At 60.5% G+C, this 19,445-nt stretch carries 18 protein-coding genes; 14 read left to right on the top strand and 4 right to left on the bottom strand.

Annotated elements, in window-relative coordinates; all coding sequences use genetic code 11:
• Positions 1-229: 229 nt before the first annotated feature.
• On the bottom strand, positions 230-964 hold the full coding sequence (locus tag ACYZUM_RS06020) for a thioesterase II family protein (protein ID WP_142579799.1): 735 nt from the start codon (positions 962-964) through the stop codon (positions 230-232).
• A 132-nt stretch (positions 965-1,096) separates the two neighbouring features.
• On the opposite strand from ACYZUM_RS06020, the gene ACYZUM_RS06015 reads away from it, so the two are divergent.
• On the top strand, positions 1,097-2,230 hold the full coding sequence (locus tag ACYZUM_RS06015; RefSeq protein WP_108182192.1) for a cupin-like domain-containing protein: 1,134 nt from the start codon (positions 1,097-1,099) through the stop codon (positions 2,228-2,230).
• Positions 2,231-2,409: 179 nt separating this feature from the next.
• On the opposite strand, the gene ACYZUM_RS06010 is transcribed toward ACYZUM_RS06015, so the two are convergent.
• Complete coding sequence (locus tag ACYZUM_RS06010; RefSeq protein WP_086794924.1) at positions 2,410-3,582, bottom strand: MFS transporter; 1,173 nt, start codon at positions 3,580-3,582, stop codon at positions 2,410-2,412.
• Positions 3,583-3,917: 335 nt separating this feature from the next.
• Between ACYZUM_RS06010 and ACYZUM_RS06005 the strand changes: the two genes are divergently transcribed.
• From ACYZUM_RS06005 to ACYZUM_RS05985, 5 genes are all read left to right on the top strand, one after another.
• Positions 3,918-5,465: a family 2 encapsulin nanocompartment cargo protein terpene cyclase gene (locus ACYZUM_RS06005; protein WP_108182191.1), complete on the top strand. Its 1,548-nt coding sequence runs from the start codon at positions 3,918-3,920 to the stop codon at positions 5,463-5,465.
• Positions 5,466-5,552: 87 nt separating this feature from the next.
• Positions 5,553-6,353 (top strand): glucose 1-dehydrogenase, encoded by an 801-nt coding sequence (locus tag ACYZUM_RS06000; RefSeq protein WP_108182190.1) that lies wholly within the window; start codon positions 5,553-5,555, stop codon positions 6,351-6,353.
• Complete coding sequence (locus ACYZUM_RS05995; protein ID WP_108182189.1) at positions 6,346-8,172, top strand: glycoside hydrolase family 15 protein; 1,827 nt, start codon at positions 6,346-6,348, stop codon at positions 8,170-8,172. Before ACYZUM_RS06000 ends, ACYZUM_RS05995 begins: the two co-directional genes overlap by 8 nt.
• Positions 8,173-8,563: 391 nt before the next feature.
• Positions 8,564-8,953 carry a hypothetical protein gene (locus ACYZUM_RS05990; protein WP_108182188.1) on the top strand — a complete coding sequence of 130 codons (390 nt, stop codon included), beginning with the start codon at positions 8,564-8,566 and terminating at the stop codon, positions 8,951-8,953.
• A gap of 12 nt (positions 8,954-8,965) precedes the next feature.
• Entirely contained in the window at positions 8,966-9,604 is a 639-nt protein-coding gene (locus ACYZUM_RS05985; RefSeq protein ID WP_108182187.1) for a BRCT domain-containing protein, read from the top strand.
• Here the strand turns inward: ACYZUM_RS05985 and ACYZUM_RS05980 are convergent.
• Positions 9,567-10,598, bottom strand: coding sequence for a GlxA family transcriptional regulator (locus ACYZUM_RS05980; RefSeq protein ID WP_108182186.1), 1,032 nt, complete (start codon positions 10,596-10,598; stop codon positions 9,567-9,569). The two genes, ACYZUM_RS05985 and ACYZUM_RS05980, sit on opposite strands and share 38 nt — an antisense overlap.
• Positions 10,599-10,687: 89 nt before the next feature.
• On the opposite strand from ACYZUM_RS05980, the gene inhA reads away from it, so the two are divergent.
• The 4 genes from inhA to ACYZUM_RS05960 all read left to right on the top strand — a co-directional run bounded on the left by inhA (position 10,688) and on the right by ACYZUM_RS05960 (position 14,729).
• The gene (gene inhA / locus ACYZUM_RS05975; RefSeq protein ID WP_108182185.1) at positions 10,688-11,374 is read left to right on the top strand and encodes an isonitrile hydratase; all 687 of its coding nucleotides are present in this window, start codon (positions 10,688-10,690) and stop codon (positions 11,372-11,374) included.
• 206 nt (positions 11,375-11,580) lie between these two features.
• Positions 11,581-12,372, top strand: coding sequence for a CPBP family glutamic-type intramembrane protease (locus ACYZUM_RS05970; protein ID WP_108182184.1), 792 nt, complete (start codon positions 11,581-11,583; stop codon positions 12,370-12,372).
• A 102-nt stretch (positions 12,373-12,474) separates the two neighbouring features.
• On the top strand, positions 12,475-14,040 hold the full coding sequence (locus tag ACYZUM_RS05965; RefSeq protein WP_003223402.1) for a methyl-accepting chemotaxis protein: 1,566 nt from the start codon (positions 12,475-12,477) through the stop codon (positions 14,038-14,040).
• 176 nt (positions 14,041-14,216) lie between these two features.
• Positions 14,217-14,729: a hypothetical protein gene (locus ACYZUM_RS05960; RefSeq protein WP_108182183.1), complete on the top strand. Its 513-nt coding sequence runs from the start codon at positions 14,217-14,219 to the stop codon at positions 14,727-14,729.
• Positions 14,730-15,314: 585 nt separating this feature from the next.
• Here ACYZUM_RS05960 and ACYZUM_RS05955 read toward each other — a convergent pair.
• Positions 15,315-15,992 carry an alpha/beta family hydrolase gene (locus ACYZUM_RS05955; RefSeq protein WP_108182182.1) on the bottom strand — a complete coding sequence of 226 codons (678 nt, stop codon included), beginning with the start codon at positions 15,990-15,992 and terminating at the stop codon, positions 15,315-15,317.
• Positions 15,993-16,087: 95 nt separating this feature from the next.
• On the opposite strand from ACYZUM_RS05955, the gene ccoN reads away from it, so the two are divergent.
• The 4 genes from ccoN to ccoP are packed head-to-tail and all read left to right on the top strand — an operon-like array spanning position 16,088 to position 19,282.
• Positions 16,088-17,512: a cytochrome-c oxidase, cbb3-type subunit I gene (gene ccoN, locus ACYZUM_RS05950; protein ID WP_047293096.1), complete on the top strand. Its 1,425-nt coding sequence runs from the start codon at positions 16,088-16,090 to the stop codon at positions 17,510-17,512.
• A gap of 10 nt (positions 17,513-17,522) precedes the next feature.
• Positions 17,523-18,131, top strand: a complete 609-nt coding sequence (ccoO, locus tag ACYZUM_RS05945; RefSeq protein WP_003223389.1) for a cytochrome-c oxidase, cbb3-type subunit II — start codon at positions 17,523-17,525, stop codon at positions 18,129-18,131.
• 3 nt (positions 18,132-18,134) lie between these two features.
• Positions 18,135-18,332: a cbb3-type cytochrome oxidase subunit 3 gene (locus ACYZUM_RS05940; RefSeq protein WP_041067875.1), complete on the top strand. Its 198-nt coding sequence runs from the start codon at positions 18,135-18,137 to the stop codon at positions 18,330-18,332.
• Entirely contained in the window at positions 18,329-19,282 is a 954-nt protein-coding gene (gene ccoP / locus ACYZUM_RS05935; protein WP_108182181.1) for a cytochrome-c oxidase, cbb3-type subunit III, read from the top strand. The genes ACYZUM_RS05940 and ccoP overlap by 4 nt, the downstream gene beginning before the upstream one ends.
• Positions 19,283-19,445: the final 163 nt, after the last annotated feature.

Below are 19,445 nucleotides of genomic sequence, written 5' to 3'. Positions count from 1 at the left end.
TTCTCAGCATCCGGATCAGTAGGCAGGAAGCACAAAGGCACGTCGTCCCTATAAAACGAATGCAGACCGGAAAAATTAGCGAATGAGAACAACTGTCAGGCGGGAGGCAGAGCAGGGAATTTCAGTCGTATCGCACAATCCTGTAGGAGCTGCGGCACGCTGCGATCTTTTGATTTTAAAGATCAGGATCAAAAGATCGCAGCGTGCCGCAGCTCCTACAGGGAGCGGATCAGGCGGTGATGGCCAGGTTGTGCCGACGATGATGCCCTTCCAGTTGATCCTTGATCACCTTGAGCACTTTGGCTTCATGCTCATGAATGAAAAAGTGCCCGCCGGCGAGCATGTCCACCGAAAAGCTGCCGCGGGTTTCCTTGCTCCAGCCGATCAGTTGTTCGGTGGTCGCGCGATCCGCCTTGCCGCCCAGCACGTGCACCGGGCAGTTGAGTAGCGGCCGCTGCAACGGCTCGAATTTGCCGCAAAGCAGAAAGTCCGCGCGCAGGATCGGCAGCGTCAGGCTCATCAGTTCGGCATTGGCCAGCACTTCTTCGCTGGTGCCGTTGAGTGTGCGTAGTTGATCGATCAGTTCGGCGTCGGTTTTCGGCTCGGCAAAACCGCGATCGTAATCGGCGCGCATCGTCGGCGCCGCCGTGCCCGAGGCAAACAGCGCCACCGGTTCCGGACAGCCCAATGCGCGCAGCGCGTGAGCGATTTCGCAGGCCAGCAGCGCGCCCAGGCTATGGCCGAACACCGCATACGGCGCTTTGAGATTGGGCCGCAATTCCTTGGCCAGTTGCATCGCCAGCGCCCGCATATCCGTGTGCAGCGGCTCGTCGAAACGTGCACCGCGCCCCGGCAGTTCCACCGGTTGCAGTTGCAGCCATTGCGGCAGTTTTGGCCGCCAGCGGCTATAGACCATGGCGCTGGCGCCGGAGTACGGCAGGCACAGCAGGGTCAGCTTGTTCACCCGGCTTTCCTCGAAAAATGTGTCTGTAGAGATAAACGGATTACGCCCCCGGCAAATTAGTCGCGCACCGGTAAATTGCGCCAACAGGCGCTCGTTAACTGTTCAGGCCAAAACCAATAACGAGGATTCACCGTGGACCTGCAGAGCATACTGGGCAAGTTGTTCGCCAACGCCGGTGCCGTCGGCATCGAAGGCGTTTTCCAATTCGTGTTTGGCCCGCAGCAGGCCTACTGGTCGGAGGTCAAGGCCAGCAGTCGCACCGCGCCCGGACGCCATCCCAGCCCCGACGTGACCATTGAAGTCGCCGAGAGTGATTTTCTCGGGATCATGGGCGGCCGGGTCAATGTCGAAGAACTGTTCGCCAGCGGACGCCTGAAAATCGGCGGCAACATGGGCCTGGCGACGCTGCTGCCGCAGATCATCGAGCATGCGATGCACGGTGGAGCCGTGGCGCAAAAGGTCGACATGAACAAGCGCTACCCGACCCCGCCACGCTTCAGCGAACAACTCACCGCCGGGCTGCCGGTGCAGACCCGCATCGAGCGCCATGCGCGCGATGAATTGTCGGTCAGCGAATTCAAAAGCAGATACTTGCCCAACGGCATCCCGGTGGTGATCAGCAATGCCTTGCAGGACTGGCCGCTGTTCAAGCTCAGTCGCGAGGAATCACTGGTGCATTTCGCTGAACTGCAGGGAATCACCCGCCACGGCGATTACGTGAAGAAGACCTTTTCCACCGAACGTGATTTCCGCTCGACGTCCATGGCCGAGTTCATTGCCTCACTCGACCAACCGGCAGTCAAAAGGGCTGACGGCGAACCACCGGCCTACATGGGCAACAACATCCTGCCGGCGCAATTGCTGCAGCAGATCAAGTACCCGCCCTACTTCGATGCCTCGCTGTTCATCCCGCCACGCATCTGGATCGGCCCCAAAGGCACGCTGACGCCGCTGCACCGCGACGACACCGATAATTTGTTCGCGCAGGTCTGGGGCCAGAAGCAGTTCACCCTCGCCGCCCCACATCACCGCGAGGCGCTGGGCACCTGGTCGACCGCGCCAAAAGGTGGCCTGGACGGTTGCGACTTCAACCCCGACGCGCCGGACTACGAGCGCTTTCCTGCGGCACGCGATGTGACGTTCCTGCGCGTGACGCTGGAAGCCGGGGATCTGCTGTTTTTGCCGGAGGGCTGGTTCCATCAGGTGGAATCAGTGTCGACGTCACTGTCGGTGAATTTCTGGGTGAATTCGGGACGGGGTTGGTGACCCATCCGCTGTCGGTGTGGATAACTCTGTGGTGAGGGGATTTATCCCCGATCGACTGCGCAGCAGTCGCAAACTGACCCGGCACGCTTCTTCTGAAGGAAAGAGCTGGCTGGATTTGGGGCTGCTTCGCGGCCCATCGGGGATAAATCCCCTCACCACAACAGCTCATCAATGCAGGGTTATTTCAGGTGCCGATAACTCTGAAACGCCGACGCCAACACCACCGCCCCCGCCGCAATCGCCAGCCAGAATCCGCTGCGTGCGCCAAACGCATCCACCAGCGCGCCGGAGCCGGCGGCGCCAATCGCCACGCCGATACTCAACCCCGTCACCAGCCAGGTCAGGCCTTCAGTCAGTTTGGCCGGCGGCACGATACGCTCGATCAGCGCCATCGCCACGATCAGCGTCGGCGAAAAGAACAATCCCGCGACAAACACCGCCAGCGACAAGCTGACAATATTGCTCGCCAGCAACAACGGCAGCGTGGTCACCGCCGTCGCCACGCCGCCATACAGGAACAGACGCGGCAACGGCAGTTTCGAACGCATCGCGCCAAACGCGATCCCGGCGAGACACGAACCGATGGCGTACACCGACAACACGATGCTCGCCGCCGCGGGCTGACCCTGCTGCTGGGCGAAGGCGACGCTGACCACATCGACCACACCGACGATGACGCCCATGGCGAGCATCAACGCCAGCAGCCATTGCACGTCGGTCGAGCGAATGATCGAACCCTGATGCTGCGACTCCTGCGGGTGCACCGCCGGTTCGGTGCTGCGCTGGGCGACAAACGCCGTCACCCCGATCGCCAGCGCCAACAGCGCGGCCAACGGCCCGGCCTCGGGAAACGCCACCACGCATAAACCCACCGACAGCGGCGGGCCGACGATGAAACAGACTTCATCGAGCACCGACTCCAGCGCATAGGCGGTCTGCAATTGCGGCTGGCCGCGATAGATCTCGGTCCAGCGCGCGCGCACCATCGCCGACATGCTCGGCATGCAGCCGGCCAGCGCGGCGAAGATGAACAGCGTCCAGGTCGGCGCCTGCAAACGCGTGCACAGCAGCAACATCAGCAGCGCCCCACCACCGATCAACGCCGACAGCGGCAGCACGTTGCCCTGGCCGTAACGATCCACCAGCCGCGACACCTGCGGCGCGCAAAACGCCGTGGCCAGAGCAAACGTTGCCGCCACCGCACCGGCCAGCGCGTACCCGCCCTTGAGCTGCGAAAGCATGGTGATCACGCCGATGCCGGTCATGGAAATCGGCATGCGCGCGATCATTCCGGCCAGAACAAAAGCCCGGGCGCCGGGAGCGGTGAATAATTCGCGGTAGGGATTTGCCATGGGTTGCAGCCTCATCAAGGGCCGCCAAGTTGCCATAAAGGTTGATGAGCGTGGAAGCGGGGAATTGTTGGTGGAATGTGAAGGCGCGAAACTCAACACCTTGCGATTCCAGGCACTCTCCGAGGATCTCTTCCCAAGACCAATGGCATTGCCGCCGACGTCAGGAATCACATAACCAATAGTCGAAAATCGCGCACACCTGTCAGGTTTTACAGGTGCTTTTTCATGCGATTGCAGTTCTCATGAGGCTTTGACTCAATGGCGTACCGCTCCCGAATGAACGGGCAACTGCTCTTGAGCACTATCCCATAGCGCACGCGCCAAGGAGCCTTGTCATGGAAGAACAGCTTATTCTGGTATCGCCCAAGGATCGCCAGACCGGTGTAGCCTCAAAGATGGAAGTCCATCACCAGGGACTGCGCCATCGCGCATTTTCGATTCTGCTCTTTGACTCACAAGGTCGGATGCTGATGCAGCAACGCGCGTTGGGCAAATATCATTCTGGCGGATTATGGACCAACACCTGCTGCGGGCATCCTCGCCCTGGCGAACGCACGGCCGCCGCAGCCCTGCGTCGACTGCAGGAGGAAATGGGCACGACGTGCAAACTGCAGAAAGTCGCCTCGATGCTCTATTACGAGCAAGTTTCCAATCAACTGATCGAGCATGAATTTGACCACGTGTTTGCCGGCCTCAGCCAGCTCGATCCGGTAGCCAACCCCGAGGAAGTCGAAAGTTGGGAGTGGCTGTCGCTGGAGGAGATCACCGAACGGATCGAACAGGCACCCGAGCAGTTCACAATCTGGTTTCGCCGGATGTTCGAGCAGTTCGGGACTGGGGGTGTAAGGCAATGGTTCGAGGCCGCCCGCGATGCGTCAGCGGCACGATCAATGCCTGATGCTTTTGGGAAAAACGCAAGATCACACTGGGCCGTCCCGCCGTTGTATTGTCCGGCGCCGTTTCGGATTGATACGGCACTGGCCGAAGCTGTCGAAGATCGCCTTATGCCATGGGTCAAGGAGGTCGGCATATTTGCGGGACAACTCGAAAAGGTCCGCGCCATGGGGTTCGGTCGCTTCGCCATGCTTTGCCATACCGACACTCACGATCCCGATCGCCTGCTGCTTTCGGCACAGTGCATCGCCGCCCTGTTTGCCGTGGATGATTACTACTGCGATGACGAGCGAACCGGCTCCGAACCGCGTCTGGTAGGGCCCCGACTTTCGCTGGCGCTGGCCGCACTGGAGCCGGCGCACCTGCCCTTTCGCTTTCGTTGCGGTCTTGATCAGGCACTGAACAGTGACCCGGTACTGGTTGCGCTTCGCGCCTATATGGACCGCGTTCAGGCATTCGCATCTTCCGTACAAGTGGCCAGGGTACGCCACGAAATCATCGCCATGTTTGTCACCATGACTGCCGAAGCGGCCTGGCGTCTGGAAGGATTGACCCCACCCATCTGGGAATATCTCGCTCAACGCCAGACCAACAGCTTTTTACCCTGCATGTCATTGATCGACGTGATCGGCGGATACGAACTGCCAGCACACATCTACAGCGCCCCTGCCGTGCGGCGCGTGACCACGCTGGCCGCCAGCGCCACGATCGTCGCCAACGATCTGTATTCCGCACACAAGGAAAATCAGGCCGCAATCGGCGATTTCAATCTGCCGCTGTTACTGGCTCGCGAACACAATTGCACGCCCCGACAAGCGATGATCAAGTGCGCGCACGTTCATGACGAAATCGTGCACCTGTATGAAGCGGCGGAACAAGCCGTGCTGCCGGATGCATCGCCGCTGCTGCAGCGTTTTCTGACCGGCATAAAAAGCTGGGTCTCCGGCAGTCTTGAATGGCACCGGCACAGTGGCCGCTATCACGTCTGAACGTGTCGATCTTTTCATGCATGCGGATGAACTCTCGCAGCTCGCCATGGGTCAGCTGACTGAGCCCTTAACCCAGGCATTTCGAGCATGCAGATTTCCCTCGCCCGCCAAGTGGCACTGGTCACCGGCGCCAGTTCCGGCATCGGCCATGCCGCCGCCAAAGCGCTGGCCGCTGCCGGCGCCGCCGTCGTCATTAATTACCACCGTCAGGCCGAACCTGCTCAAGCGCTGGCGCAGCAAATCATCGCCGACGGCGGTCAGGCACTGGCCATCGGCGCCGATATTTCCAAGGAAGATGAAGTCGAACGGCTGTTCGCCGAGACCCTCGAGGCCTTTGGTGCGTTGGACATTCTGGTGGCCAATTCCGGCCTGCAAAAGGACGCCGCGGCGGTGGACATGACCCTGGAAGACTGGAACACGGTGATCGGCGTCAACCTCACCGGCCAGTTCCTCTGCGCTCGCGCCGCGTTGCGGATTTTCAACCGTCAGGGCGTGCGTGAAGGCGTGTCCCGCGCCGCCGGCAAGATCATTCACATGAGTTCGGTGCATCAGCGCATCCCGTGGGCCGGGCACGTCAACTATGCGGCGTCCAAGGGCGGCGTCGATCAGTTGATGCAAACCCTCGCCCAGGAAGTCAGCCCGCAGCGCATTCGCATCAACGGCATCGCGCCGGGAGCGATTCGCACGGCGATCAACCAGGACGCCACCGAAGGCGCTGCCGGTGAAAAACTGCTGGAGCTGATTCCGTACGGGCGCATCGGCGATGTCGAGGACATCGCCAACGCGGTGGTGTTTCTCGCTTCCGACGCCGCCGATTACATCGTCGGCACCACCCTGTTCATCGACGGCGGCATGAGTCTTTATCCGGAGTTTCGCGGCAATGGCTGAGCATCATCCTGAACGACAAAGCCCGATCGACGCCCACGGCATCATCGGCGACCTGCGCAGTGCCGCGCTGGTCAACGACAGGGGCAGCGTGGATTTTTTCTGCTGGCCGGAATTCGACAGCCCGTCGATCTTCTGTTCGCTGCTCGACACGCCCGAGGCAGGGATTTTCCAGCTCGCCCCGGACTTGCCCGATGCCCGGCGCGAGCAAATCTATCTGCCGGACACCAACGTGCTGCAGACGCGCTGGCTCAGCGAACAGGCCGTGGTGGAAATCACTGACTTGCTGCCGATCGGCGACAGTGTCGATGACCTGCCGCTGCTGATGCGCCGGGTGCGGGTGGTCAGCGGTGAAGCGACCTTTCACATGCGCTGCGCGGTGCGCCATGACTACGCGCGTGCCAACACCCGCGCGCAGATGGATCAACAATCGGTGATTTTCAGCGCCGAGGGTCAGCCCTCACTGCGGCTGGTGGCGGATCAGGCGTTGCACATCGATGGCGAGTCGGCCGTTGCCTCCTTCAGTTTGAAACAGGATCAGCACGCCGAATTTGTTCTCGGTGGCGCCGACGATCCGCGTTTCAAGGATGACGGCGCGAAAATGTGCCTGGAGCGCACGTTGAAGTTCTGGCGTGACTGGATCGGCCAGTCCAACTACCGCGGGCGTTGGCGGGAGATGGTCAATCGTTCGGCACTGGCGCTGAAGTTGCTGACCTCGCGCAAGCACGGCGCGATCCTCGCCGCCGCCACCTTTGGCCTGCCGGAAACCCCCGGCGGCGAGCGCAACTGGGATTATCGCTACACCTGGATCCGCGACGCCTCCTTCACCGTCTACGCGTTCATGCGCCTGGGCTTTGTCGACGAGGCCAACGCCTACATGGGCTGGCTGCGCGGGCGGGTCAGCGATTGCCAAGGGCATTCAACCAAACTCAACATCCTCTATGCCATCGACGGTCGTCAGCAACTGCCGGAAACCGAACTCTCGCATCTCTGCGGCCATGGCGGCGCGCAACCGGTGCGCATCGGCAATGGCGCGTATGACCAGATTCAACTCGACATCTTTGGCGAGTTGATGGACGCGGTTTATCTGGTCAACAAGTACGGCGACGCGATTTCCCACCAAGGCTGGAACCATGTGCGCGAAGTGGTCGATCAGGTGTGTGAGACCTGGCAGACCACGGATGTAGGCATTTGGGAAATGCGCGGTGAGCAGCATCACTTCTTGCACTCGCGACTGATGTGCTGGGTGGCCCTGGACCGGGCGATACGACTCGCTTCGAAACGCTCGCTGCCGGCGCCGTTCGTCCAGTGGGATCAGACCCGGCAGGCGATCTACGCCGACATCTGGGACAACTTCTGGAATGAGGAGCGCGGGCATTTCGTCCAGTACAAGGGCGGCACCGCGCTCGATGGTTCGATGCTGCTGATGCCGCTGGTGCGCTTCGTCAGCGCCAAGGACCCGCGCTGGCTGTCGACCCTTGAAGCGATCGAAAAGACGCTGGTGCGCGACGGCATGGTTTATCGCTATCGCAACGATGACGCCAACATTGACGGTTTGACCGGCACCGAAGGCGCCTTTGCCGCCTGCTCGTTCTGGTACGTCGAATGCCTGGCCCGGGCCGGTCAGGTGGAAAAGGCCCATCTGGAATTCGAGCAATTGCTGCGTTATGCGAACCCGCTAGGGTTATACGCCGAAGAGTTCGACAGCCATGGCCGGCACCTGGGCAACACCCCGCAGGCGCTGACGCATCTGGCATTGATCAGTGCGGCGAGTTTTCTCGATCGGCGTTTGAGTGGGGAGAAGGGTGAGTGGCAGCCGTAATTTCGCCAGTATCTGTAGGAAATATGCCGCATCAGCACGCTTCGCTGGGCTAACCCCTACACAGAAATAAACAGAATCAGATCTCCTGGGGTGAGGGGATTTATCCCCGATGGGCTGCGCAGCGGCCCCGCTCTTTGCCTGCTTATTTGTTCAACAGTGCCGCATTGCATGGCTTTGCGACTGCTGCGCAGTCGATCGGGGATAAATCCCCTCGCCACAGTTTGGGTGGTTTGTTCCTGCTTCTTCTAAACAAAACCCAGGCAAATCCCTCCCCCGCAACCTGCACTTACACCCTGAAATACCCTGTTGCCAGCTGTTACATCCACCCCTACCATCCACCGCAACGGGCACAGCGGAGCTGTCCAATAAAACCCGAATTCAAGGAACCAGAATGACCCAGCACGTCCACCGTCCCATCGCCACGCCCCTGCGCACCGGCCTGACCCGCACCCAACTGTGGGAAGCCGCCGACAAAGGCCTGATCAAATGCTGGGAAATCGGCCGCCAGCGCGCCAGCCGCTTCCCCGACCTCGCGCAACAATGCCTCGCCGGTGAACTGCCGGTCCTCGGCTGGAAAGGGGGCGTCAGCCGCAGCCTGAAGAAAAACGAGAAATACGGTTCGCTGAAATACCTGGCGCAGTGGCAAGGATTGCGTGGCGAAGACCTGGATATTGATCTGAGTGAAGAACGCTCGATGACCTGTTCGCGGACGAAGATGCGGGTGACGTTTACCCCGGATCGGACGAAGTATTTCAATCAGGTGGCGGAAGCCGAGGCTTAAGGAGAAGCAACGATGGTCGATTTGCATCAGGAATTTAAGAGCAGCGTGTTCTTTCACCAGGCAAGAATCGAGCGGCGCTCGGTGGATGCTCTCATCGGCATCGCCGCCGGGCTTGCCGCAGACTGCACGATCAACCAGCAAGAAGCCGAGTTTCTCAGAACCTGGATTGAAACCCATTTGGTGCACCTGGACGATCCGGTTGTGAACATCCTTTACAGACGTCTTGCCGACATGCTCAGCGACGGAGTTCTGGACGCCGACGAGTCTGCGGAGCTGCTGGAAATGCTGCATCAGTTCACCGGTCTGCCAACCGCACCAACACAAACAACAAAGTTTGCCGCTCCGACCAGCCTTCCTCTCGACAACCCTGCCCCACAGTTATGCCTGGTTGATCGGGTCTTCCTGTTTACAGGCGTCATGGCCTATGGGCCACGTAAAGAATGTGAGTCGCAGATCCTCGAACGCGGCGGCCTTATTGGTGGTTCCGTCAGCAAAAAGATTCACTATTTGGTAGTGGGCAGCATTGGCAATGATCAGTGGCTTCACAGCTCTTACGGCACCAAGATCAAGAAGGCCGTTGAACTGAGAGACAGCGGCGTGCCGATTGCGATCATCAGCGAAGATCATTGGCAGAAGGTTCTGTTCGGGTAATTGCCCCCAAGGGCATCGCTGAATCTGCTTCGCCAGCACTGACCGAAAACCGCTCCCGGTACGCCTGCGGCGTCACCCCGATCGCGCGCAGAAAACTGCGGCGCAACGTTTCTTCACTGCCAAACCCGCAGTTGGCCGCAATCCGTTTCACCGGCAGCCCGGTGTCGCTGAGCAGACGGCGCGCGGTTTCGACGCGGATCAGTTCGATGGCGCGGGCCGGGGTCTGGCCGGTGTCGGCGCGGTAGTGGCGGACGAAGCTGCGTTCGCTCATGCCGGCCTGTTCGGCCAGGGTCGGGACGCCGAGGTCGCAGGTGAGGTTTTCGGCGATCCAGGCGTGCAGCTCATCAAAGCGATTGCCCTGATTCTGCAGGGCCAGGGTCACGCTGAATTGCGATTGCCCGCCCGGGCGTTTGAGGAACACCACTAAATGTCGGGCGACGTCGAGGGCGATGTCGCGGCCCAGATCTTCCTCGACCATCGCCAACGCCAGATCGATGCCGGCGGTAACGCCGGCCGAGGTCCAGACCGGGCCGTCGTTGATGAAGATCGGGTTGGCTTCGACCTGCAGCTTCGGGTGCTGCTGGGCCAGTTGTTCGCAACGGGTCCAGTGGGTGACCACGCGACGTCCGTCGAGCCAGCCGCTGGCCGCCAGTAGAAATGCCCCCGTACACACCGAGGCCACGCGTCGACATTTCGCTGCGTGCTCGCGTACCCAATCCACCAGCGACTCATCTTCGGATGCCGGATAGATCCCCCAACCACCCGCGATAATCAGCGTGTCGCTGGCGTCTTGCGGCAACGGTTCGGCGAGCACCGCCAGCCCCGCCGAGGACACCACCGCCCCGCCCTCGCGAGCAATCACCGACGGCGCATACGGCACCGGCAAGCCGCGTTGGCGGGCGATGTCGTTGGCCGAGGCGAATACTTGCAGAGGGCCGGTGACGTCGAGGATCTGCATGTTGGCGAACGCGAGTACGTGAATGGCTTTGGGCATATGGCGTAATTCGTGGGGTTATTGGCGTATACGCCAGAACCTACGCGCCTACAGTGAAGCCGTCCACCCCTCAAATGGAGAAAAACCCCATGACGTTGCAGATCGGTTTTCTGTTGTTTCCGCAGGTGCAGCAACTCGACCTGACCGGTCCCTATGACGTACTGGCCTCACTGCCGGACGTGCAGGTGCATCTGATCTGGAAAGATCTGGTGCCGATCACTGCGAGCACCGGCCTGCTGTTGAAACCGACCACCACCTTCGAGGACTGCCCGGATCTGGATGTGATCTGCATTCCCGGCGGCGCCGGGGTCGGGCCGTTGATGGAAGATGAGCAGACGCTGGGGTTCATCAAGCGTCAGGCGGCGCAGGCCAGGTATGTAACGTCGGTGTGCACCGGTTCGCTGGTGCTGGGCGCGGCGGGTCTGCTGCAAGGCAAACGCGCAACCACCCACTGGGCCTATCACGAACTGCTGCCGAAACTCGGCGCGATTGCGGTGCAGGACCGGGTGGTGCGCGACGGCAATCTGTTTACCGGTGGCGGGATTACCGCAGGCATCGACTTTGCGTTGGTGCTGGCGGCTGAACTGGTGGGGGCCGAGGCGGCGCAGTTGATTCAGTTGCAACTGGAATATGCGCCGGCGCCGCCGTTCAATTCGGGCAGTCCGGATAGCGCGCCGAGCGCGATTGTCGACGAGGCCCGCCTGCGTGCTGCGCCGTCGCTGAAATTGCGCTCGGAGATCACCGAACGCGCCGCCGCGAAACTCAACCTGCGCTGATCCTCAGCCACACACAAAACCCTGTAGGAGCTGCCGCAGGCTGCGATCTTTTGACTTTGGCTTTTCAAGATCAAAAGATCGCAGCCTGCGGCAGCTCCTACAGGGAGGATTGCGGCGTGTCATAGTTTCCCGCCACAGCTTTACTTGTCCCCACGCCCTCACCCGTGTAGAAAGCCCTTCCACAAAATTCTGCACAAGGACTTTCGATGAAGGCGTTGCCATGGCCCTATCTGGCACTTCTCAGCCTCGGTTACGGATTGGCGTTGAGTTTCGGCCAACTCGGCTGGCTGGCGCTGATCTCCTTCGGACTGTTGCTGGTGGCCGGTTTCGCCGTGCGCCAACAGCTGGTGCCGGTGGCGCGGTTGCTCGGCCACGCTGTGTTTGTTTTCCTCGCCCTGTCGCTGGCGCTGCACTGGTTGCCGGGGTTCGATAATGGCCGGGCCATCGCGAAGATGCGTTTCACCGATGACGCCGTGCCGTTCGCGATGTACCTGAATCTGGACAAACCGCTGATCGGCTTCTGGCTGCTTTTGGCCTGTCCGTGGATCGTCGCCGCCCGCTCGCTGCGTCTGACGGTATACGCCAGCGTCCTCGGCCTGATGTTGAGCGCAACCCTGGCCCTGGGTGGCGCACTGTTATTCGGGATGATTGCCTGGGCGCCGAAGTGGCCTGATCAGGCGTGGGTGTGGCTGCTGAACAATCTGCTGTTGGTGACGCTGGTCGAGGAAGCACTGTTTCGTGGCTATATACAGGGCGGTTTGAGTCGACTGTTCAAGCACCTGCCCCATGGCGACAACCTCGCTCTGCTGCTGGCGTCGCTGTTCTTTGCCCTGGCGCATGTGGGTGCCGGCTGGCACTGGGTGCTGCTGGCGGGTCTGGCGGGTGTCGGCTATGGTCTGGCCTACCGCTTTGGTGGGCTTGCGGCGGCGATCGCCACGCACTTCGGGCTGAACCTGCTGCATTTTTCGCTGTTCACCTATCCGATGCTCGCCGGTTGAAGCAAGCGCGGTTTTGCGACGCCGTGCTGATATCTGAAAAAAAACTTCAATAATTTCCTGACAGCGCCGACAACCTTTCAAAGCCTTGCGGATTGAAAAACCATGCGTAACAACCAGCCCATTACACAACGCGAACGGACTTTCCCGGCTCAGCAGCGGTTGATTTCCACAACCGACGCCAAGGGCGTGATCACCTACTGCAACGACGCTTTCGTCGAAATCAGCGGGTTTTCGCGTGAAGAACTGATCCGTGCGCCGCACAACCTGGTCCGTCATCCTGACGTGCCGGCGGCGGTGTTTTCGCACATGTGGGGCACACTGAAACAAGGCTTGCCATGGATGGGCATTGTCAAGAACCGCTGCAAATCCGGTGACCACTACTGGGTGAACGCCTACGTGACACCGGTGTTCGACGGCAATCAGGTGGTCGGTTACGAGTCGGTGCGGATCAAACCCACCGCCGAACAGATCCGCCGTGCTGAAGCGCTCTACCAACGCATCAACCAGGGCAAGTCGGCGATCCCTTCCAGCGACAAATGGCTGCCGGTGCTGCAGGACTGGTTGCCGTTCATTCTGGTCAGCCAGCTGAGCTTCGTGATCGGTGCGACGCTGAACTCGCACTGGGGCTTTGCCCTCGCGGCCGGTTTGTCGGTACCACTGGGCCTGATGGGCCTGCAATGGCAGCAACGCGGACTCAAGCGCCTGCTGCGCCTGGCCGAACAGACCACCTCCGACCCGCTGATCGCGCAGATGTACACCGACAGCCGTGGCGCCCAGGCGCGTCTGGAAATGTCGATCCTCAGCCAGGAAGCGCGCCTGAAAACCTGCCTGACCCGTCTGCAGGACACCGCCGAGCACCTGACCGATCAGGCCAAACAGTCCGACGCCTTGGCGCACAACAGCTCCAGCGGTCTGGAACGTCAGCGCGTGGAAACCGAACAGGTCGCCACCGCCGTCAACCAGATGGCCGCCACCACCCAGGAAGTGGCCAGCCACGTACAGCGCACTGCTGACGCGACACAAGAAGCCAACCGCCTGACCGGTCGCGGTCGCGACATCGCCGGGGAAACCCGCGAAGCCATCCAGCGCTTGTCCGTTGTGGTCGGCGAAACCGGCCTGACCGTCACCCAGCTGGCTAAAGACAGCGACGAAATCGGCGGCGTGGTCGACGTGATCAAAGGCATCGCCGACCAGACCAACCTGCTCGCGCTCAACGCTGCGATTGAAGCCGCACGTGCCGGCGAGATGGGCCGTGGTTTTGCCGTGGTCGCCGACGAAGTCCGCCAACTGGCACAACGCACCAGCGAATCCACCGGCCAGATCCACGCCCTGATCGCCAAGCTGCAACAAACTGCATCCAGCGCCGTACAAACCATGGAGGCCGGGCATCGCCAGGCGGAAGAAGGTGTGGCGCGGGTACTGGAAGCGGATCAGGCCCTGGTCGGCATCAGCGAAGCAGTGGCCAACATCACCGACATGACCACCCAGATCGCCGCCGCGACCGAAGAGCAAAGTGCCGTGGCCGAAGAAATCAGCCGCAACATCAGTAACATTTCGGAACTGGCGGACCAGACCTCGGAACAGGCGCATAACTCGGCGTTGTTGAGTGAAGAGCTGACCAAGACTGCCAACACGCAGTATTCGTTGGTGGAGCGGTTTAACCGCTAAAAGCAAGATCGCCGCTTCATCTGAAAACCCGGACAGCGAAAGCTTCCGGGTTTTTTATTGCTGTGCTACCTGTCAGATCTGACAGTAGACGCCCAGCTGTTCGAGCGGGTATCAAGAGAAACCGTAATTGCAGTCGGTTGTAACACCTCCCCTTACTCGAAAAGGCAGGTTTAACAATGACCACTCACACTATTTTTCTTCCGAAAATGCCACTGGTGCGCGCTGAACAATTTGAATGGAGATTGGGCGGCAAACGGAAAACAGCGGAATTCAGCTACTTCTATCAAGACGAGTTTTTGGGCAAGTTGTATTGGGCCATAAGTGGTGGAACAGGGAATTTCGACGATGAAAACTATTTTGCTTTCTCGATGACTCTGCCCTACCGATCTGATGAGACTCTCACAGGTGTTTATGACCTCAAAAAAGGGCTGACATGTGTACACAGCCATTGGATCCCTGCGCCACCGGGGTTCATCGGAATGGCTACGGTAGACGCCGACTCGGCGACCCTTAGCATCAAATATGACCCTGAAACAGACATCGCGACGGGATCATTCGAGGCCTTGTTCAAAAGTAATCGCTATCGTCTGATGCCCAAGGGGACTTTCACCATGACCCGGGTGAGACCGACTGAAGCTGGCTCACTGCAATTCCGGGCAAGCCCACCTCAACGTCCATTGAAAGAATGACTTCGTGCAAGCGCTGCCGCAGGCTGCGATCTTTTTGGCTCAAAGCCCGGACGGCGAAAGCGTCCGGGCTTTTTATTGCCAGCCTGAAACTCATGGTGCCTGGCAGACCGCTTTCGCGAGCAAGCATGCTCCCACAGTGGGATCGGGTGTCATCAGTTAGAAATTGGTCGGCTGGCAGACCGCCATCGCTGGCAGGCTGGCTCCCACACAAGAGCAAGAGCAGAACCCGCACCGCTCTTGCTCCTCACCACTCAACACGATGAGCGTTAGCTCAAGTACCGCTTTTGATCTTGATCCACGGGGCGACGTCGGAAGGCTGAGTGGAGGGATTGATCCGGGGGTGGGAGCGCAGCGACCGTTTGGCGCAGCCAAACACAGCGAGAGGAGGTGCAGCGAAGCAAACCGTAGGCGCTGCCCCCCGGATCGATCCCGCAGCGAAGGAACCCCGAGCCCCAGCGAGCGGGCCGAACGCAGGAGCAAGCCTTTTGGGTTACCTTTTCGGCGTTTGGAAAAGGTGACCCGCCGTAAGGGCGGAACCCTAAGCCGCCGTTACCGCAGCAACGGATATACACCCCCAACCAAACCTCAACGAAGAAACCCGGCGACCTTCTCCACCGCCGAAGCCAAATGGTCCGAATGCGTAAACCCCGAAACCTTCAGCGGCTTCAAATCATGATCCCCAGAGGCCAACCAAAACACCTCAATACTCGGCGATAGATCGTAAGCCTCGACAGCATCCCGATTTCCGAGAGCATCCCGCTCCCCCTGAACAATCAACGTCCGAGTCCGCAAAGCAGCCAAATGCTCAACCCGAGGTTTCTCAGGTTTCCCAACCGCATAAAACGGATATCCAAGACAGACAAGCGCATCAGCCCCCAACTCATCGGCCAAAAGACTGGCCATCCGCCCCCCCATGGACTTCCCGCCAACCGCCAAAACCCCAGCGACATGACGTCGCACTTCAGCGAACACTTCGCGCCAGCACTCAAGCAGTTTCGGCGCCGGATTCGGCGGGCGTTTACTGCCATCAACCCGACGCTGCGCCATATAAGGAAACTCAAACCGCAACACGTTCACGCCCAATCCAGCAAGGCGCCCAGCCATATCCGTCATCCAGTCACTGTCCATCGGCGCACCCGCCCCATGGGCCAGGATCAATGTCGCCGAAGCCTTGCCCGACGCAGCATCCCAAAGCCACCCATGATCCCGCACGCACTGCGCCCATTGATCCCCGTCAATACTGGCCTTGTGCTGTTTGTCCATGCTTGCCTCGCTTTTAGTCTGCCTATAACTCCAGGCGAAGGATTCGCGGCGTTTTCTGCGCGCGCTCACTTCGGCTGAACCGTGGATGGGGAACCATGAACACTTCTATCAGTACCGCCTACAACTACAAGGTGGTCCGCCAATTCGCCATTATGACGGTGGTGTGGGGCATCGTCGGCATGGGGCTCGGGGTTTTTCTCGCGGCCCAATTGGTCTGGCCTGAACTCAACTTCAATTTGCCCTGGACCAGTTTCGGCCGTCTGCGCCCGCTGCACACCAACGCGGTGATCTTCGCCTTCGGTGGTTGTGCGCTGTTCGCCAGTTCGTTCTATTCGGTGCAGCGCACCTGCCAGACGCAATTGTTCGCGCCGAAAATCGCCGCGTTCTGCTTCTGGGGCTGGCAACTGGTGATCCTGCTGGCAGCCATCAGCCTGCCGCTGGGTTACACCAGTTCCAAGGAATACGCCGAGCTGGAATGGCCGATCGACATCCTGATCACCATCGTCTGGGTCGCCTACGCCATCGTGTTCTTCGGCACGATCATGCAGCGCAAGACCAAGCACATCTATGTCGGCAACTGGTTCTTCGGCGCGTTCATCATCACCGTGGCGATCCTGCACATCGTCAACAACCTTGAGTTGCCGGTGAGCCTGACCAAGTCGTACTCGGTGTACGCCGGTGCGACCGACGCGATGGTGCAATGGTGGTACGGCCACAACGCCGTAGGCTTTTTCCTCACCGCCGGTTTCCTCGGGATGATGTACTACTTCGTGCCGAAACAGGCCGAACGTCCGGTGTATTCGTATCGCCTGTCGATCGTGCACTTCTGGGCGCTGATCACCCTGTACATCTGGGCCGGCCCGCACCACCTGCACTACACCGCGCTGCCGGACTGGGCGCAATCGCTGGGCATGGTGATGTCGCTGATTCTGCTGGCGCCGAGCTGGGGCGGCATGATCAACGGCATGATGACCCTCTCGGGCGCCTGGCATAAGCTGCGCAGCGACCCGATCCTGCGCTTCCTCGTGGTGTCGCTGGCGTTCTACGGCATGTCGACCTTCGAAGGTCCGATGATGGCGATCAAGACCGTCAACGCCCTCTCCCACTACACCGACTGGACCATCGGCCACGTTCACGCCGGCGCGCTCGGCTGGGTAGCGATGATTTCCATCGGCGCGCTGTACCACATGATCCCGAAAGTCTTCGGCAAAGAGCAGATGCACAGCATCGGCCTGATCAACGCGCACTTCTGGCTCGCGACCATCGGCACCGTGCTCTACATCGCCTCGATGTGGGTCAACGGTATCGCCCAGGGCCTGATGTGGCGCGCAGTCAACGAGGACGGCACGCTGACCTATTCCTTCGTCGAAACCCTGGTGGCCAGCCACCCAGGCTTCATCGTGCGTCTGGTGGGTGGGGCGATCTTCCTCAGCGGCATGTTCCTGATGGCTTACAACACCTGGCGCACCGTGCGGGCCTCGCAGCCTGCTGACGTCGTTGCTGCCGCGCAGATGGCCTGAGGAGTCCGCCATGAAACACGAAACGATTGAAAAGAACGTCGGCCTGCTGATGCTGCTGATGGTATTCGCCGTGAGCATCGGCGGCCTGACCCAGATCGTCCCGCTGTTCTTCCAGGACGTCACCAACAAACCGGTGGAAGGCATGAAGCCCTACACCGCGCTGCAACTGGAAGGCCGCGACATCTACATCCGCGAAGGCTGCGTCGGTTGCCACTCGCAGATGATCCGCCCGTTCCGCGCTGAAACCGAACGCTACGGGCACTACTCGGTGGCCGGCGAAAGCGTGTGGGATCACCCGTTCCTCTGGGGTTCCAAGCGTACCGGGCCGGACCTGGCCCGCGTCGGCGCGCGTTACTCGGATGACTGGCACCGCGCGCACTTGTACAACCCGCGCAACGTGGTACCCGAGTCGAAAATGCCGGCCTACCCGTGGCTGGTCACGCAAGCGGTCGACAGCAGCCACACCGAAACCAAGCTCAAGACCATGCGCACCCTCGGCGTGCCGTACACCGACGATGACATCAGCGGCGCGGTCGCCAGCCTCAAGGGCAAGACCGAGATGGACGCCCTCGTCTCCTACCTGCAAGTGCTTGGCACTGCGATCAAGAGCAAGAGGTGAGCCATGGTCATTGAAATGAGCACAGGCCTCATACGTGGCCTCGGCACGGTCGTGGTGTTCGTCGCCTTCGTCGGTCTGACCTTGTGGGTATTCAATCGCAAGCGCACCCCGGAGTTTGCCGAAGCACGTCTGCTGCCGTTCGCCGACGAGCCGCAACCCGACACTACCCCCGCATCTGAAACAAGGAGTACCCGGCCATGACCACCTTCTGGAGTACGTGGATCTGCGTACTGACCATCGGCAGCCTGATCGGCCTGACCTGGCTGCTGATCGGCACCCGCCGGGGCGAGACCAAGGGCAGCGTCGACCAGACCATGGGCCACAGCTTCGACGGCATCGAGGAGTACGACAACCCGCTGCCGCAGTGGTGGTTCATGCTGTTCGCCGGCACGCTGGTGTTTTCCGTGGGCTATCTGATCCTGTATCCGGGCCTGGGCAACTGGAAAGGCATTCTGCCCGGCTACGAGGACGGCTGGACCGGCGTCCACGAATGGGAAAAGGAAATGAGCAAGGCCGACGCCAAATTCGGGCCGATCTTCGCCAAGTTCGCCGCCATGCCGGTGGAAGAAGTGGCGAAGGATCCGCAGGCGCTGAAAATGGGTGGCCGACTGTTCGCCTCCAACTGCTCGGTGTGCCACGGTTCCGACGCCAAGGGCGCGTTCGGTTTCCCCAACCTGGCGGACAAGGACTGGCGCTGGGGCGGCAGTGCCGAGACCATCAAGACCACCATCATGGGTGGGCGGGTGGCGGCGATGCCGGCCTGGGGCGAAGTGCTCGGCGAGACAGGTGTAAAGAACGTCGCGGCGTATGTGCGTCACGAACTGGCCGGCCTGCCGCTGCCGGCCGACAGCAAGGCTGACCTGCAGGCCGGACAGCAAGCGTTCAGCACCACCTGCGTAGCCTGTCATGGGGCAACCGGCCAAGGCACTGAAGCCATGGGTGCGCCGAACCTGACGCACCCGGCCGGATTTATCTATGGCACCAGCCTGACGCAGCTTGAGCAGACCATTCGCCATGGTCGCCAAGGCCATATGCCAGCGCAAAACGAATTGCTGGGCAACGATAAAGTGCAATTGCTGGCCGCTTATGTGTACAGCCTGTCACACGGATTGAATACAGAAAAACTGATTACCGAAGACAACAAGCAATAAGTATTGCGCACACCTCTGCCGCATCGTTCTCGGTGCGGCAGCACCCCGCCCCTTTGCGACGCATTGTCGCACCCCGTCACACCCTCTCCTTTCGAATCCTCCAATTCGGGTCTACGCTTGCTCGATGCGGACTGGCCCGTGCCGGTTCCAGGTCGACCTTGAG

The sequence above is a fragment of the Pseudomonas sp. m6p genome (assembly GCF_055760375.1).
This window is presented reverse-complemented; position numbering and strand designations above follow the sequence as displayed.

What these genes read in the sequence shown, in the direction of transcription:
- ccoN (WP_047293096.1), top strand. Translation starts at nt 16,088, where the DNA reads ATGAACACTTCTATCAGTACCGCCTACAACTACAAGGTGGTCCGCCAA.
- ACYZUM_RS05995 (WP_108182189.1), top strand. Translation starts at nt 6,346, where the DNA reads ATGGCTGAGCATCATCCTGAACGACAAAGCCCGATCGACGCCCACGGC.
- ccoO (WP_003223389.1), top strand. Translation starts at nt 17,523, where the DNA reads ATGAAACACGAAACGATTGAAAAGAACGTCGGCCTGCTGATGCTGCTG.
- ccoP (WP_108182181.1), top strand. Translation starts at nt 18,329, where the DNA reads ATGACCACCTTCTGGAGTACGTGGATCTGCGTACTGACCATCGGCAGC.
- ACYZUM_RS05985 (WP_108182187.1), top strand. Translation starts at nt 8,966, where the DNA reads ATGGTCGATTTGCATCAGGAATTTAAGAGCAGCGTGTTCTTTCACCAG.
- ACYZUM_RS06005 (WP_108182191.1), top strand. Translation starts at nt 3,918, where the DNA reads ATGGAAGAACAGCTTATTCTGGTATCGCCCAAGGATCGCCAGACCGGT.
- ACYZUM_RS05970 (WP_108182184.1), top strand. Translation starts at nt 11,581, where the DNA reads ATGAAGGCGTTGCCATGGCCCTATCTGGCACTTCTCAGCCTCGGTTAC.
- ACYZUM_RS05960 (WP_108182183.1), top strand. Translation starts at nt 14,217, where the DNA reads ATGACCACTCACACTATTTTTCTTCCGAAAATGCCACTGGTGCGCGCT.
- ACYZUM_RS05980 (WP_108182186.1), bottom strand. Translation starts at nt 10,598, where the DNA reads ATGCCCAAAGCCATTCACGTACTCGCGTTCGCCAACATGCAGATCCTC.
- inhA (WP_108182185.1), top strand. Translation starts at nt 10,688, where the DNA reads ATGACGTTGCAGATCGGTTTTCTGTTGTTTCCGCAGGTGCAGCAACTC.
- ACYZUM_RS05990 (WP_108182188.1), top strand. Translation starts at nt 8,564, where the DNA reads ATGACCCAGCACGTCCACCGTCCCATCGCCACGCCCCTGCGCACCGGC.
- ACYZUM_RS06000 (WP_108182190.1), top strand. Translation starts at nt 5,553, where the DNA reads ATGCAGATTTCCCTCGCCCGCCAAGTGGCACTGGTCACCGGCGCCAGT.
- ACYZUM_RS05965 (WP_003223402.1), top strand. Translation starts at nt 12,475, where the DNA reads ATGCGTAACAACCAGCCCATTACACAACGCGAACGGACTTTCCCGGCT.
- ACYZUM_RS05955 (WP_108182182.1), bottom strand. Translation starts at nt 15,992, where the DNA reads ATGGACAAACAGCACAAGGCCAGTATTGACGGGGATCAATGGGCGCAG.
- ACYZUM_RS06010 (WP_086794924.1), bottom strand. Translation starts at nt 3,582, where the DNA reads ATGGCAAATCCCTACCGCGAATTATTCACCGCTCCCGGCGCCCGGGCT.
- ACYZUM_RS05940 (WP_041067875.1), top strand. Translation starts at nt 18,135, where the DNA reads ATGGTCATTGAAATGAGCACAGGCCTCATACGTGGCCTCGGCACGGTC.